The sequence below is a fragment of the Bacillus mycoides genome (genome assembly GCF_000832605.1).
GTDB classification, from domain to species: domain Bacteria; phylum Bacillota; class Bacilli; order Bacillales; family Bacillaceae_G; genus Bacillus_A; species Bacillus_A mycoides.
The window spans coordinates 25277-41469 of record NZ_CP009691.1 but is presented as its reverse complement, the minus strand read 5'-3'; the positions used below and the strand labels follow the sequence as shown (position 1 = coordinate 41469).

Annotated in this window: 7 protein-coding genes and 3 pseudogenes; 2 read left to right on the top strand and 8 right to left on the bottom strand. The window is 34.1% G+C overall.

Annotated elements, in window-relative coordinates; translation table 11 throughout:
* Positions 1–296: 296 nt before the first annotated feature.
* Both BG05_RS00300 and BG05_RS00295 read right to left on the bottom strand, forming a co-directional pair.
* A pseudogene (locus tag BG05_RS00300) lies at positions 297–1015 on the bottom strand (IS6 family transposase).
* 79 nt (positions 1016–1094) lie between these two features.
* A complete protein-coding gene (locus BG05_RS00295; protein ID WP_003193599.1) occupies positions 1095–3308 on the bottom strand; it encodes an N-acetylmuramoyl-L-alanine amidase family protein in 2214 nt (737 codons plus the stop codon).
* Between the two features lie 206 nt (positions 3309–3514).
* Between BG05_RS00295 and BG05_RS31335 the strand changes: the two are divergent.
* Positions 3515–3837: pseudogene (locus BG05_RS31335) on the top strand (Tn3 family transposase); the annotation flags it as partial.
* 237 nt (positions 3838–4074) lie between these two features.
* On the opposite strand, the gene BG05_RS00290 reads toward BG05_RS31335, so the two are convergent.
* The 3 genes from BG05_RS00290 to BG05_RS00280 form a co-directional block, all read right to left on the bottom strand.
* Positions 4075–6822, bottom strand: a complete 2748-nt coding sequence (locus tag BG05_RS00290; RefSeq protein ID WP_033734559.1) for a M4 family metallopeptidase — start codon at positions 6820–6822, stop codon at positions 4075–4077.
* 253 nt (positions 6823–7075) lie between these two features.
* Positions 7076–8860: an S-layer homology domain-containing protein gene (locus BG05_RS00285; protein WP_002187074.1), complete on the bottom strand. Its 1785-nt coding sequence runs from the start codon at positions 8858–8860 to the stop codon at positions 7076–7078.
* A 207-nt stretch (positions 8861–9067) separates the two neighbouring features.
* Positions 9068–10681, bottom strand: coding sequence for an S-layer homology domain-containing protein (locus BG05_RS00280; protein WP_033732430.1), 1614 nt, complete (start codon positions 10679–10681; stop codon positions 9068–9070).
* Between the two features lie 579 nt (positions 10682–11260).
* On the opposite strand from BG05_RS00280, the gene BG05_RS00275 reads away from it, so the two are divergent.
* The gene (locus BG05_RS00275) at positions 11261–11911 is read left to right on the top strand and encodes an IS6 family transposase (RefSeq protein WP_078214605.1); all 651 of its coding nucleotides are present in this window, start codon (positions 11261–11263) and stop codon (positions 11909–11911) included.
* Positions 11912–12020: 109 nt separating this feature from the next.
* Here the strand turns inward: BG05_RS00275 and BG05_RS00270 are convergent, their stop codons facing one another.
* The 3 genes and pseudogenes from BG05_RS00270 to BG05_RS00260 all read right to left on the bottom strand — a co-directional run bounded on the left by BG05_RS00270 (position 12021) and on the right by BG05_RS00260 (position 15933).
* Entirely contained in the window at positions 12021–13190 is a 1170-nt protein-coding gene (locus BG05_RS00270; protein ID WP_002094912.1) for a DUF4046 domain-containing protein, read from the bottom strand.
* Between the two features lie 468 nt (positions 13191–13658).
* A pseudogene (locus BG05_RS32090) lies at positions 13659–13842 on the bottom strand (hypothetical protein).
* Positions 13843–14586: 744 nt separating this feature from the next.
* Entirely contained in the window at positions 14587–15933 is a 1347-nt protein-coding gene (locus BG05_RS00260) for a SpaA isopeptide-forming pilin-related protein (RefSeq protein ID WP_033734508.1), read from the bottom strand.
* Between the last annotated feature and the right edge of the window lie 260 nt (positions 15934–16193).

The window sequence follows — 16193 nt, the reverse complement described above, 5'->3', positions numbered from 1 at the left end:
TATAGTAATTAAATAATATAACACGAAAAATACTCATAACCAATATGTATTATTGCATATAGTTAGATTAAAAGATTTTTATGAGATTTAACATTAGGTTATATAAATAAAGACACAACAACAAGGAACATACATTCATATTTTATAAGGTATTCACTCCTGTTAACATATAAACTAATAGCATATATATCTTATTCTTTAAATGATATAATTGCCGGAACTGAAACAAAAGGGTTCTGGTGCAAATACTTAGGAAAGATATAAAGAGGCGAAAAGTTTCCTAGTGGAATCTAATCTTAAGCAGCAATTCCAAATAGTTGATGGATGAACTTCACTTGATTTTGGACAGACTTGTCCAGTAAAACGAATTACCTTCTTTTACCATACGCTTAGCTTCTATTCCAGAAATAATGGATGTATCTGTACGAAAAGATTTCAATCCTAACATCGAACGAACTCGCTTTTTAACAAAACGATGATCTTGTTCCACTATGTTATTGAGATATTTCACTTGCCTTAGTTGGATGCCTAATGGCATCTTTTTTTCTTTTCTCAATTCTTCAACTGCTATAGGATAAGCTGGATTCTTATCGACTGTCACGACACGCGGCTCAGAAATATGAAAAGACTGCAAAGCTTTCTTGAAGAATTGCTTTGCAGCCTTGTGGTTTCTTGCTGTGCTTAGGTAAAAACCGATGGTATTTTCTTTCGAATCGACAGCACGATACAGGTACATCCATTGACTCTTTACTTTGATATATGTTTCATCGACTCTCCAAGAATCATTGGTTTGCTTGAGATGACGACGGATTCTTTTGTCTAATTCAGGACCATACTGATGAACCCAACGCATAATCGTTGTATGGGCAACAGATAAGCCCCGTTCCGCCATCATTTCCACCAAATCACGAAAGCTCAAGTTGTACCGTAGGTACCATCTTACTGTTTGCAAAATATTATCATGATGATAATGCTTCCACTTGAATAAATTTCGCTTTCCATACTGATCACTCACCTTTTTTAGAGTAATAGTATCAGTATGTCCAAGATTTAGAGATTACTTGCAATTATCTTGAAGTTTTTGCATCAGAGCCTTACATCTTATGTCCCCACTGGTCAAAGTGATAATCTTTACCGTCGATTTTAAACCAACCGTCTGAATAAAGTGAACCATCTTCTCTAGCACAATACCAAAGGTATCCGTATGCAAGAGGTATAGGTCTATATCCACCACCAACTTGGAACCATCCTGTTTTAGCTGCCCCATTTTCATCGAAGTAATAATATTTATTATCGATAGTTTGCCAGCCCGTTTGTGCTACGCCGTTATTGTCAAAATGGTATAGCTTACCGTCGATTTTTTCAAATCCTGCTCGGTTAACTGATCCGTCTTCATGAAAATAATATTTTTTTCCGTCAATGTTTTCATAATTATTGAACGTATAATTGCGACCATTTGTGAAATAATATCTTTTACCGTCTATCATTTTCCAACCGGTATAGAAAACTCCATCTTCTAAACTATAATATTCTAGTAGGTTCTCACTTTTGTTGAGCCCTGTTTTATAAAGCGAACCGTCATGCTTAAATGATAATGTTTTGTTGTCCAACCCAACATTAACAACGCTGTCTATAACTTTTCCATTTAGATCAGAGACTCTCTCAAGCACACCTTTGTCGGAAAAGTGAAGGATAACCTCTCGATCTTCCATACGTAGTTCATTTTTAGTTACATTGTAATTTTGAAAGTAATAAATTTTACCATCCACTTCTTTTAGACCTTCTTTAACGAATGCTCCAGAAGCATCGGCATAGTCATCTCCTTTCCAGGTTGATCGTTGTAAAACACCGTCATCATTAAAGTGGTAGTATTTATCCTCAATCAGTGAATCACTTCCATTTCCAGTAACCATGTAGCCATAAGGCGATGAGAAATAATAAGTCTTCCCCTTAATTTCTTGCCAGCCTGTCATAATGACTCCTTCAGCATCTGTAAAGGAATACCCATTACCTCGGTTTATCCAACTGTTCTTTATCACGTTTCCAGAGGAATCTTTTGCAATCCATTTAGTAGAATCTTTTTCATCAGCTACAGCCTGTACTTCATCATACTTCTGTCTCTCGTTTTCTTTACCCGGATACCACTCTATTAACCAATTGTTAATTTCATTGTTGCTTTTATCAGAGAAACGAATTTCAGATTTGAAACTCCAATCAGTACCAAATTGAGAAATATATTGATTACCAGCCAAACTTACCCCATTTTTGTTATTCAAACGGAACTGAAATTTACCATCGTTAGAATTTCCTATCTGAACAAGTTCAAACACTTCATCATCGCTAAGCGAATCGGAATATTGAAGTCCGTTTCCTTCTTTTCCTGAAAGATATTTTGAACCTGTTTTTACGATTACTTTATTCGTTCCTTTTTTATAAGGGATAATTTGATAAGGTTTACCGTCATTTAGTGTAATGAATGGCAGTGTCATAGATGTCTCTAGGACGTTAGTACGCTCCGCCAATATATCTGATAATCGATCATAAAAATCTGCACGAGCTTTAGGATCATTATTAACATAGTTGTCAAGGACATCTTTATCTACTGGCTTTGAAGTCAATGTTATCAATCGTTTTTGCTCATCTGATAATTTATTTGCTATCTGATCAAATAGGTAATCTGAATTTCTAGCAATCACCGTCCAATCACCAAAGGAGTCGCCGGAATATTTTTTGTAAAGTGGACCAAGAAATCTTGGGTTTTTACCAGATGCTTTTTCTACAAATGCATGTTGGCCTTGGTTTATCACAACTCCAGTCTTTCCTTCGTCTAATTGTGCTTGTGTAATGTAAAGAAGATCGTGTTCTGAGACATTTGCTGCATTAGGGTTTAAATCTATAATTGCACCTGCTTCAGTAATTTTAAGCTGCTGCCCAGATCTTAGTTGATGAATTTCAATTTTTCCATTTGGATAGCGTACTTTAACTGGTTTAAGAAAATTCACATCACCTTGTGTATGATACATGGAAATATTAAATTCCCCAGATGTAAAACTAGGAGCCTGGTAAGTTTCGTTTTCTGCATATACATCAATGTGAGTGCCGGGGTCTCGATCCCCTGGGCTTATTCCAAGTGCTTCATAAGTGTTTGCTACAGCACCTAATACAGTAATAGTTATATCTAATACCGCACCTATCCCTGCGCTAGCCTTATTTTCTGCAATCGGTGCCATAGAAAAAAGAATTCCTAATGCCGCTGTAGCAGGAATTATCTTCTTTCCAATTCCATTTGTTTTAAATTTCTTTTTCATTCCGTTCTCCTATCTTGGTGAAATTAATCACTTTTGAATCATCTAAAATTAATGTTCTGAAGTTCATCTTAGCTTAGATACCTTTCGAATTTCTTACATAAGTGTTACAAAAGTCTTTCATTGATTTTAATTTGTAATAAGGAAAGTATTAAATATTAATGTGAGGAGATCAAAATATATATTCAGAAAATAAGTATTAACAAGTGTTAAAATGGTTACAGCGTGTTGAAAATGGAAGACATGTACATATTGCTTAAATAAAGGAGCAGCAAAATATAATGTTGCTTGAGATGCATTTTTAATTAATTAGGAGAAATTCTTGATTCTTCTTATGAGGATCAATTACATAGAGCAAGTGGTTTACAACTTCTGATTTTAGCTATTATATTATGGAATATAGTATATATATATCACAGCGGTTGATGCTTTGCATGCAAAAGGAGTGGATATTCCCGAAGAATATGTACAACATATATCTCCACTTGGATGGGAACATATTACGTAAACAGGTGATTATGTTTGGAACTAAAACCAAAAAACAAATTTCAATAATTTAAGACCATTACGAGATAAAAAGTCTATAAAAAATCGGTAAAATAAATAACCAGTTCCTTAAAGTACAGGGAACCGGTTAAAATGTGTCCAAACGTACAATTTTCTTTTTTTGATAAGGTGACCTCATGCCCATCAAGTTAATATTTTTGCACCAGAACCATAAAAAGCACCTTCAATATTTGAAGGTGCTTTTTAATGCAATAAGTTACTATTATTTTAATACCTTTCTAAATTTACGACCAAAAGAAAGAACCATACCTGCAAGAACCATCAATACACCCATTGCTGCACTGTTATTTGTACTTGCACCCGTTTTTGGAAGCTCTTTATATGTATCTTCTTTTTTATCAGTAGTACTATTGTTTGAGATATTACTGTTACCAGTATCAGAGGCATTGCTGTTGTTAGTACCAGTACTGACATTATCAGAACCGTTATCGTTGTCTGAACCATTATTTCTGTTATTAGAACCGTTACCATTGTCCTTATCTTTCACAACTACTTTTTGTATTGTAGTTACCTTATTACCTGCGGAATCTTTGACACTATATATTACTTCATAAGTACCGGCTTTAGATGTATCTACAGTTCCTTCATGCGTTACTTTAGAAGTAAGGTCACCACCTTCTTTATCAGTAGCTGATACTCCTGCCATTGAGGCGAATTGATTACCCTCAATAATTGTTGTTTCAGCAGGTACTTTTAGTACTGGTTTTTCATCTTTAACTTCTTCTCCAGCTTTAACCGTTACTATTTGTTTCGCAGTTACTTCATGACCTTTAGTGTCTGTAACTGTGTAAGTTAATACGTAAGTACCGGCCTTAGATGTATCTACCTTACCATCAACTGTTACTTTAGAAGTAAGGTCACCGTCTTCTTTATTAGTAGCTGATACTCTTGCCATTGGGTCGAATGAATCTCCTACATTAATTGTTGCTCCAACAGGCACTGTTAATTTAGGTTCCATATCTGGAGTTTCTCCATTTTCCTCTACAATTACAGTCTGTGTAGCCGTTGCATTAACCCCTTGGGAATCGACAACCGAGTACTCCACAATGTAGTTACCTGGTTTAGAAGTATCTACATCGCCTTTATGTTTTACTCTATTTGTTAAATCACCATCTTCTTTATCAACAGCTTTTACGCCTCTCATCGGGTCGAACGTATCACCTACATGTAGTGTAGTTGTAAACGGTACAGTTAACTCCGGCGCTTGTTTTTCCACAGCTTTTTCTTTTTCTTCCACTGTTACCTTAATTTTTGCTGCATCAAAAGCTTTTTGGACTGCTTGAGCTTCAGCCGAGTTCGCGCCATATTTATTTGTTGCAACTCGAAGGCATGCTGATCTCAATTCAAAGAAATCAGAAGTCATGTTTAGTTCATCAGTGTTTGCATAATAAAAAATATCAAACATTTTATCCTCGCCAATACCTTTTACAGTTACACCGTTATGAGTGCCACCTTTTGCAATTAAATATGCAACTTTATTAATAATACTTGAGTTGAAATGAACGCCTCCATCATCCTCTCCATTTAAATTAGTATATTTACTATAATCATCTGGATATGGTACTCCATTTGAATAATTGATTGAAGATGGATTTTTCATATCACGTAAAACTAATCCAGTTTGTTCTCCTATTGTCCAGTTAAAATTCCCATTGTTTATATATTTCTCAATAGCCGTCCCCATAATATCCGATAACGCCTCGTTAATCGCACCAGATTCTCCGGAATATTCAAGATTGGATTCGCTAGATGTAACCGCATGTGTAAATTCATGTCCCGCTACGTCAAATGCCTTCACCATAGGATCTCCATATACGAGCATACTACTATTATTAATATTAGCACTTAATGCATTTTTCCAATTTTTTGGATCGTTCGTATCCTCAGAATCCCAAGCGTGTACAACTGAAACTACTTTTTGTCCCTTATTATCAAAACTATTACGCTTGTATTTATCTTTATAAAAATCAAATACTTTCGTCGCTAAGTAATGGGCACTTACCGCTTTTGGATCATTAAATGTTGTTGAAGTGCTAGTTGCTAGTGTGCCAGGATAATAGCTTTCCTCTTTAGTAATATCTCTGTAATTCACATCATATGTTTCAATTCCTTGCCCCCTTGAATAATCAGCAAGTGCATATTCACCATTACTTTGTTTAGAAATACCAAATGTACGAGATATACCGAAAGCATCGTTTCCTGTTCCAGTTAATGATGCAAGATTGCTTTTTCTACTTTCCTCTAAGGCATCAACAAGCTTCTCACTTGCTTTTAAATCTGAATCTTGTACCATATTTTTTAACATTTCACCATTATGAGCATTCACTAAATAAGTTCCAGATACATATTTTGGTGTTACTGCAGCAAATGTAACCTGGTATGCATTACTGGCTTGTCCATTATTTTCATCAACAAAAATAACTTTCTTTACTTCTGGCTCAGAAATAAACTTGATATCATTCCCGTACTTCGTAAAAATATATTGTTTCGCTTTTTCTTGTGATAGATTAATAGGCTTCTTTAAATCTTCTTGTTTTAAATTTTGCGCACTATCCCCTGAAACACTTTTAATAACACCCTTTTTATCTACGTGTGCAGTCAATTGATACCCATATACTTCTTTTCCTTCATATGTTTGTTGCATACGCACAAGTGTAGTCCCATCATACGAACCGCGTTTTTGAAGAACCTTATAATCTACTCCCATTTCTCCATTCACTTGTTTTGGAGACAAAGCTTGCTCTGTCTTTTCCTTAAGGGCATCTTTTACTACATTCTCTGGTGCCTTTTGTGATGGTTGTGTAAGTTCACCTGTACGGAACGAATCCTCCTGAATTTGAACTTGTAATTGATCTGTTTCCTCTGCATGACCTACTCCATATGGTATTACAGCTGTTAAAGCTAATCCTGTTGTTAATGCAACTGTAGCTGTTCTTTTTTTATTTTTCATCATATTTACCTCGTATCATTTTCTAAAAAATTAAGCTTATAAAAAGGTAACGTCACATGCCTATCAACCTAGCAAAACAAATTGCCCCCAAAACGATAAAAATGAACTTCGGTGCTATAAAAACACAAAATTTTTGTTTAGGGGGCGTTATAAAGTTTTTAAGTTGATATGGGGTATTACCAATTAAATTTTTACGAGCAGTAATACGCCCTTATAATGATGATATAATAAACCACTCAACTTCATTTTCTTTTTATTGATGGGATTGCGCATTTGAAATTACATTATATAAAAACTGTGCATACTGTTCACGTGTTACGTTCATATCCGGAGCAAATTCCCCTTCTCCAACTCCTACTGCAATATGGTTTGATTGCACGGCACTAATCGCATCTTTTGCCCATGTATTTGCTGGAACATCGTTGAAATTATGTGGCGCCTTTACATCTAATCTAAACGCTTTCTTAATAACTTGTGCCATTTCTGCACGTGTTAATGTAGCTTTCGGTCTAAAGTTTCCTTGATCATCTCCTTGGAAAATTCCTAGCTTAGTTAAAGCTAATATTTCCTCAGGAAACATTGTTGAATTTCCATCGATATCTCTGTATGGATTTTCATATTTATCTTGTTTTTCTATATGCAAAGTACGGTAAATTAATGCAGCTACTTGTTCACGTGTTACATTATCACCCATACCAAATATCCCATTTCCATAACCTGCAATAATTCCTTTATTCGCTAAATCATGAATTGCATGAAATGCCCAGTGTTCTTGTGGGACATCCTTAAATGTAGTTCTATTTACTCCTGCATCGATTTGCAAATCATTTTTTATTACATCCCAAAGTGGATTATCTTGACGTTTTGGTTGCCCCTCTTCATTCCATTTTATTTTTTCTGTTCCTAATTCATAATTCATTCCTGTCCAAGTATCTTCACGGAATGCATAGAATGATTTATGCCATCCTTTCTGATTGAATATAGAAATTAAGTCTTGCATGTATTGAGGTGCTCCAGGAACGGTACGATTAATTCCAAATTCCTCAGCAATGATTCGATTAGATGGTACATGATTTTCCTGAGACCAATTTTGCACAGGCTGTAAGAATGTATTTAATCCATCTTTATCCCACATCATAGGTGTTTCTAAATCTCCTACTTTTACAATTCCAGGATATTGATACTCTTTATTTTGATTTTCACGTTGACTTGTTAATTGATATGGCTCATACATATGAAATGCATACAATGTCTTATTATCTTTAACTGGTTTAAGATATTTAAAAGCCCAAGGTGTGGCATATAGACCTGAATCTAAAATAATAGGTGTTTCTTTATCTACTTCACGAATTGAAGTAACAACTTTTTGATAAAATTCATTTAAATCAGCTGGGGTTCCCTTCACTTTTGAATACCATTTCTCATAATCTTCCGTCCAAAAATCATTATATCTATTTTTCTTAGATGTTTCTGGATGTGGTTCATTGATAATATTGTAACCAACCACAGCAGGATGATCTTTCAATTCAAACGCAAGGTCTTTCCAAAATTGGCTTGCTTGTTCTTGATATTTCTCTTCTTCCCAAATTCTATCATCATTCTGATTATTGTTAAATTGACGCCAACGATCACCAGGTAATGAAAGCATTGTAAGTACAACTTTAATCCCTTGTGATTGTGCAGCATCTAAATCTGCTTTCAATTTTGCTACATCCTCTTCCACCAATCTTTGATAATTATCTGCATTACCGATAAGAAAATCTTTTCCTGATGTATCTGGTTTGTCTTCAAATAAGAAATCCTTATCTTTTGCCCATTTATCAGGTGCTAAACGAACATATTCAATATGAGCTTCCTTTGCACTTTTGTAGTTCTCAGGTAATGAAGTGCTATTCATAAAATTAGTACCTGTTCTTTTAGAATTCCAAAAATCCATTTTGGAACCTGCACTTTTGTATGTCTCAGCTTTCACATTCATTTCTTGTATCCCTAAGCTCATCATGCCTATTAATGCGACTATCGGTATGATTTTTTTCATAACTTCTCCCTCTTTCCATGTCAGTTTCTTATTATAAAATAAATCACTTATGTTACAGGAAAGTGACAATTTCAAAAAAATTAATTTATCAGCATTGGTAGGTAAAGAGGGAGCAGACACAAAAACAGGCTGTGGAGAAAGTCTTCTTCACAGCCTGAGAACAAGTTATATATCCAAATATGACTTGTTCCTTTCACTATTTAGTTTTTATCGTTTGTTATAGTTGATATAACTAGGGTCATTATAAACCCACTGATTCGTTTCAATTCTTAGCCAACCATTCTTTTCTTCATATACTGTAACTTTTTCACCTTTACTTGCCTTTCTAACAATCGAGTAGTTTGTACCTGCTCCACTCCGAACATTTACCCCAATACCATTGATTTGAGCTGTTCCAATTGTATTTTGAACACTACCAGTTTCAATTACTTGAAGCATGTTTAGAATGAATGATGCTGTTTCACCACGAGTTGTTGTTCCTTTAGGGTCATATTGATTGTCACCCTTACCTTTTACAATACCTAGCCCATACAATCTTTGTACGTCTTCCTTATAGATAATTTGGTCTTTGTCTGAGAATGGTAAGTTTGCAACTGGCCCCCATAGACCTTTATACTGTAAAGCCTTGTTTACAATAATTGCTGATTCTTCTCTTGTAATAGGTGTGTTTGGGTCAAAATAACCGTCACCTCTACCTGTAATGATACCTGCACTTGCAGTGCGTTTAATACCATCTCGTAAAGTTGAGTTTGCATCGTTTAGGTCTTTAAATGAAGTATCTCCAGCGGGCAAGTTTAGAGATTTAGAGATTAATTGAGCAAATTCGGCTCTTGTTACCGCTCTATTAGGTGCGAAAACACCGTTTCCTTCCCCTGCCATAATACCCCTTCTATTTAGCTCTCGAATAGCCGGCTCATACCACCCTCCTGTAATGTCGTCTTTTGGTTGATAAAGATTATTATAATACCCTCCAACACCATTTACGAATGCATCCCATTGTCCATTATTAATCATTTTAGCAGGACAATTTTTACCGCTCCACCTTTGATGTTTTACGATGTTATTTGACGGTACACCAGTTTCTTTCATTAAATAAGCTACAAGTTTCTTAGCGTTATCTACCGCTTTACTGTAGTTACCATCGCTGTTAACCGCGATTTCAATTGCAATAGACTCTCTATTACCCGGGCCATCACCGTCTCCTGCGTGCCACCCGTTTTCGTTTAATGGTAAGTGTTGATAAATCTCTTTATCGTCCACTGTAAAGTGCCATGATGCAGCTCGGTCTGTGTTCCCTACTGCTTGGTTATATAGGTATTGAGCGTGGTTCCTAGCACCTGCTCCTACACTTGTATTATCAGTCTCATGAATTGTAATGTACTTTGGACTCATGTAGTTTTGAGGACGAATATTATCGTTACCTGCTGGAACAATCCATTCAGTGAATGGAACACCGTTTATTGTACTAGAGATGCTAGGTGATGCGGAAGACAGACTACGTTTTGTTCTGTTTGAATTGTTAGGAACAGTTAATGTACCTGTTTCTTCATGAATACCTTCTGAACGTTGAAGACTGTCTGCTTTCTTATTATCGACAGTACCTCCACCACGTCCGTCTACCTCTTCAAAACTAGCTTCAATACTTTTTAGAGCCTGTTCATCTGATGTTTGAAGTTGGTCTGTTTTACTTTGTTCCTGAACGCTTGTAGGTTGCTTATTGTTTACTGATTGTTGTTCCTCTGCAAACGATACCAATGGTGAAGATAATACCGTTAATCCTGCCGTGAATGCTACTACTTTTTTATTAAATTTAATGTTCATTTCTAACTTGGTATATCTCTCCATCTTATTAGATATACCTTCCTCCTTATACCTCTTTTAATATGAATAATAGTGTGAATAATAGTGTGAATAGTAGTGAGAATAATGGTAGTCTGAATCCCAAGAATAACGATTTAATTTTTCATTCCATATAATCAACCAAAATCTATAGTTTCTCCTACATATTCCAGTGTTATAACATAACACTAGGGCTCCTCCCACTACTAAGACAAAAGAAAACCCAACATAGGTTTTTCTTTTGTCTTAGTAATGGGAACGTTTCAATCAGAAACCGAAGAGAATGATAGAGACTTATATTGTTCTCCTTTGCGATTTCAACCATACCATACATGATGGCACTCCCTCTAGTACATTTGCAAAAATATAGAATAAATAAGCTTATAATAACAAAAACTCAAAATATATATCAAGCATTTTTTTGAAAATAGCATTTTTGTTACCTTTTCGTAACTACTATAGGCATATATATATATGTTATTATTTATAAACTTTTGCAAAACAGAATGAGGAGAATGATAAAAGGGATATTTTAAAGGAAAACAGTTCAAACAAGATGTTATTTTGGTAGCCGTCGGCTACTACTATCGTTTTTCTTTAAGTTATCGAGATGTATCTGAAATTTTGAAAGAACGTGGTAAATCGGTCCATCCCACTACCATCATGCGATGGGTTCATGAACATGGAAATCTCATTTATCAGATTTGGAAAAAGAAAAACAAATCTGTGCAGCTGTCTTGGCACCTGGATGAAACCTATATCAAAGTGAAAGGCGAATGGCGTTATCTCTATCGAGCAATTGATAAAGATGGACACACATTGGATATTCAGCTTCGCAAAAAACGAGATCATCAAGCGGCTTATGCCTTTATGAAAAGACTAGTAAAAACATTAGGAGAAGCAACGGTTCTCACAACAGACAAGACTCCCGCGTTACTTTGCGCGTTCAATAAATTGGGAGAGCAAGACTTTTATAAGCATACCATTCATTGCACAATCAAGCATTTGAATAATCTCATCGAACAGGATCATAGACATATCAAGCGACGTTTTTCCAAATCCGCAGGATTTCAAAGTCTTCGCCATGCTTCACGTACCTTGAAAAGCATCAAAACTATTCATGCCCTATATAAACAAAAACGAAGTTTGCAACAACCAAACTTCGTTTTTTCGACGTACAATGAATTAAAGAAACTATTCAAAGTTGCATAAACTCTACCTACTAAATTAGGATTTTTTTGTTTATATAAAAACTTTGCAACAGAGCCCGTAAAAGAAAGATTTAGTTTCATTTATGTTAAACTTTCATATTTTTTATAAATTAATTAGGATATAGTTCACTTAACATAGTATGTGGGTTCCTATTCCAAAATCTATCTAATGGGGTTCTTAACCCTTGATTAATTATCCACCTTCTACTATATACCCTTGTTAGTTCTTCATTAGTTAATTTTTCTTTTTCCTCTATCGTCCATTTCAATGCTTCCAATGCTTTCTCCTTTGTCCAAAATCCACGAGGGGCTCTATTTAATTCCCATTCTTTAAATTTCCCTGGATACAACTCGTGTAGCATGGCATATGGACTATTTTTCCAAAATCTCTCTAATGGAGTTATTAACCTTTGATTAATCATCCATCTTCTACTATAGACCTTTGTAAGTTCTTCATTAGTTAACTTTTCTTTTTCCTCTATCGTCCATTTTAATGCGCCCAGTGCCTTTTTCTTTGTCCAGTAGTTTTTAGGTGTTTTCTGGAATTCCCACTCTTTAAAACATCCAGGATATAACTCATTTATCATACTAAATGGACTATCATTCCAATATCTCTCCAATGGGGTCCTTAAGCCTATTTCTGAAAACCAAATTACACTAATTTTTTTTCTTATCTCCTCATTATTCATTTGTTTTCTTTCCTCTATCGTCCATTTTAATGCTTCCAACGCTTTTTTTCTTGTCCATAAACGACTAGGAGTTTTTTTAAACTCCCATTCCTTAAAATGGTCTGGATATAATTCATTTATCATTATGTAAGGACTACCTCCCCAAAAAATTTGGCAAGGCGAACTCAAATTATGATTAGATAACCACCGAACGTTATAAACCTCCAATAGTTTATTATCTGTTAACCTTTCTTTTTTTTCTATCGTCCATTTTAACGCTTTCAATGCCTTTTCCTTTGTCCAATAGTTCCTAGGTGTCATTTGAAATTCCCATTCTTTAAAACAATTCGGATAAACATCATTTATCATTACATATGGGCTATCATGATATTTAACGCTAAGTAAACCACCTAATTTATATTTAATAATTAATTGGGATTTCCAACTCTTAAGAATTGTTTCTTTATCCCACTTTAAAACTTTTTCTATAAGATACTTGATTACACGTTTTGCTAGATTATTATCTTGATCATCACTCCATGTACCTTTGGGAAATCTGTTCCTTTTACCGTCCAATATCTCTTGGTATATCTCTTCTATTTTTATTACCATTACAACCCTTTTCTCTCTTTCTATAGTGATTTTTACAGTAAACGAGATAAAAATCACCAGCAATTACAAATTTATTTCTAAGCAATAATCCACCTATATTTTAAGTGCTAATAGGTGAATTTTGTTCATAATTAATATATATAATTGAACACTAATCCCCCCTCGATAAGGGGGAATAAGGGGCTCAACCCATCAAGTTAACATTTTGAAGTTCCCCTTTAACGAAAATTCTGTGTTTTTTATAGAAACGAAGTTTATTTTTATCGTTTTGGGGGCAACCTGTTCTGTTAGGTTGATGGGCATGGGGTACAGCCATAATTACACACACAGAAAAAGAATCCCTTATGATTTCTGGGATTCTATTTCTTGTTTAAAGTTTTTTCAGACAAATGATTTGTACATCAATTTATCTTTGATATACAGATCATTTATCTGATAATTCCTATAAATAATTGCGGAGTAATAAACTTACATAAATGCTTTTAAAAGTTCTTGAACCAATGGAATTGCTCCACCTATGAATTTTAAAACTGCCATTGCGATTTCCATAATCATTTCCTCCTTTTTAATATTATGATGTAGTGAATCTTATACTCTCATTATATTAAGTGTATTAACTAATATCAATACATTTTAATATGCAATATTTCATCTTAAAATCATGCTTAATACTTTTATAATATAATAGGTAAATTCTACATCATTTTTCGATATACTAAACAGCTAATGAATACATAAAAAAGGAAGAGAATTTTAAAAATTCTCTTCCTTTTTTATGTATTCATAGGGATCACTATATGGGGTTTAAATCTAAACTTTCTTTAAAAAGATATTATGATTTTTATTAGGAGGGATAAAATTCACAACGGAAAATGACTGGTTGCTAAAAAGGATATTTTCGTATTTGTAAGAGCAACAAAAAGAACTTGTAGGAATCACTACAAGCTCTTTTTCAGATAATGTACAAAAGGTGAATCAAACTATCTCATTACTCGTAACGGGGAAACCATCTTACATATGGCTTGATTTTATTATATAACAAATATTAACATGTGGAGTTTTAATATTTGAAAATTATGTGAATTAAGAAATGAGTAAGGTCATAGAGGTGTTTGTTTCTAAAAGTCTCAATTGTTCATTTTGTGCAAAACACTTTAAAACAATATCTATATCATAATAAATTATGATAAGTGTAAGAATAGGCAAATAGAGAAGAATGGGGACTATTTCTTATATGCCAAAAAATGTTTAGGTATATCATATAGTTTTTTCATAATCACATCCATTGCAAGCGTTTTCATTTATAGGGATTGTTATAATCTACATTTTTCACAAAACATTTCTTAGCATATTTAACTTTAAGCATTGGTAACAAAATCCTTATTGTTTATAGTTTTTAACTATGATTTTTTCCTATTTTTAATATATAGATTCCTAAAATAACAAGTCCTAGTCCTACAAACGGGACAGTTGGAAACTTCGTTCCTGTTGATGGCAGGTGATGCTTTTCCTTACTTGCAAGATCATTTTCCATTGTGTGCTCTTTACTTTGTATATCATAAGATTGTTTAGCACTTTCATATGTAGCATCCACTTTTTTAATTTCCAGGCCACTTGTTATTTTTTGATTCTTTATTTCTATTTCTGCTATCTCGCCAGTTTTTACTTCCATTTTTTTTATTGTAGGATCAAGTACATAACCCTCTGGAGCCTGAATTTCTTTTACAATATACGTACCAGGAGGAAGTTTATTTAATGTAGCACTCCCATTCTCAGTTGTAGTGATTTCTTGTCTAAAATCCCCATTTTCACTTACAACCTCAAACACTGCCCCTTTTAAAGCCTCTCTATTTTCTCCTAGCTTCATAATTTTTAACGCCCCTAAAAACTCCCATTTTACTACTATATCTGTACTGCTTTTTTCACTCATTCTTGGTAATAAAGCAGTTGCATTTTGAATCCTTTGTTGGCCATCAAAGGTAACTGCTTGTAAGCTCTGCAATTTTGCATTTACTCTTATCTTGAAATTTCCACTTGTTGCATTTTTGGGAATCATAACTTTAAATTTTTCCTCCATAGAGAATTCATTCTTTTTTTCACCTTGTTCATTTATAATTTTAGCTCCTTCTGGTGCACCCTCCATTTGAACTGAGTATACTCCAGATACTGAATTTGATTGAGATCTATATAAATTTGTTTCAAAATATTCCCCATTCTGCTCTACAGTTTGTTTTCCAGTAGGTATTACGTTCAAATATGTTTCCTGAACTTCAGTACCTTTAGAAGCTTTTTCTACCAATTGTTTTACAAGGTTATATACCTGTTGGTTTTCTGGCTTTGAATCGGCAATTTCAATTTTTTTAGATACAATCCAGATAGCCAGTTGAGTTGCATAGTAGGCCTCCTCTTTTGTAGAAACCCCTAATTCAGCCGGCGTTTTTTGAGGATATCCATAAAGTAAGACACGATATACAAAATCATTATCTCTTCCAATTTCAGGGAGATCATCTCCGTTAGGTGAATTCAGATCAGGTGATAAACAATACGCAATATCTTTTGATGACATCCTTAGTAAGTCTGCCTTTATCTTTACTTTAGTATCTTTGAATTTAATATAATTCCAGTTCATTTGAAACTTTTCTTGATGTATTATCTCGGCTGCTGCTTGTGGAATAGAAACCCCTAGCAATATAATGATTAAACTTATAATTCCAAACCATATTGTTAACATCCTGCGTTTCATTTCATCCCCACCATTCATCAAATTTTCAGGAAAAACCTTACATGCTGATTGTATTTGCTGTAAAAGAATATTAGTCTGATTATTCAGAAACTTGCAGGTATAAAAAATGATTGTGTTATAATTTCATATTTTCTCATAATCTTTATCGTTTAATCGGATTTACAATATTTATTAAAGGCACTACTTGCTTAACTAAATATACGGGCGTAAATATTATTCTATACTATTAAAAACTAATTCAAAAAATCAATTTTCAGAAT

Coding starts and splice junctions, on each gene's coding strand:
- BG05_RS00295 (WP_003193599.1), bottom strand. CDS start 3,308: ATGAAAAAGAAATTTAAAACAAATGGAATTGGAAAGAAGATAATTCCT.
- BG05_RS00290 (WP_033734559.1), bottom strand. CDS start 6,822: ATGAAAAATAAAAAAAGAACAGCTACAGTTGCATTAACAACAGGATTA.
- BG05_RS00285 (WP_002187074.1), bottom strand. CDS start 8,860: ATGAAAAAAATCATACCGATAGTCGCATTAATAGGCATGATGAGCTTA.
- BG05_RS00280 (WP_033732430.1), bottom strand. CDS start 10,681: ATGAACATTAAATTTAATAAAAAAGTAGTAGCATTCACGGCAGGATTA.
- BG05_RS00270 (WP_002094912.1), bottom strand. CDS start 13,190: ATGGTAATAAAAATAGAAGAGATATACCAAGAGATATTGGACGGTAAA.
- BG05_RS00260 (WP_033734508.1), bottom strand. CDS start 15,933: ATGAAACGCAGGATGTTAACAATATGGTTTGGAATTATAAGTTTAATC.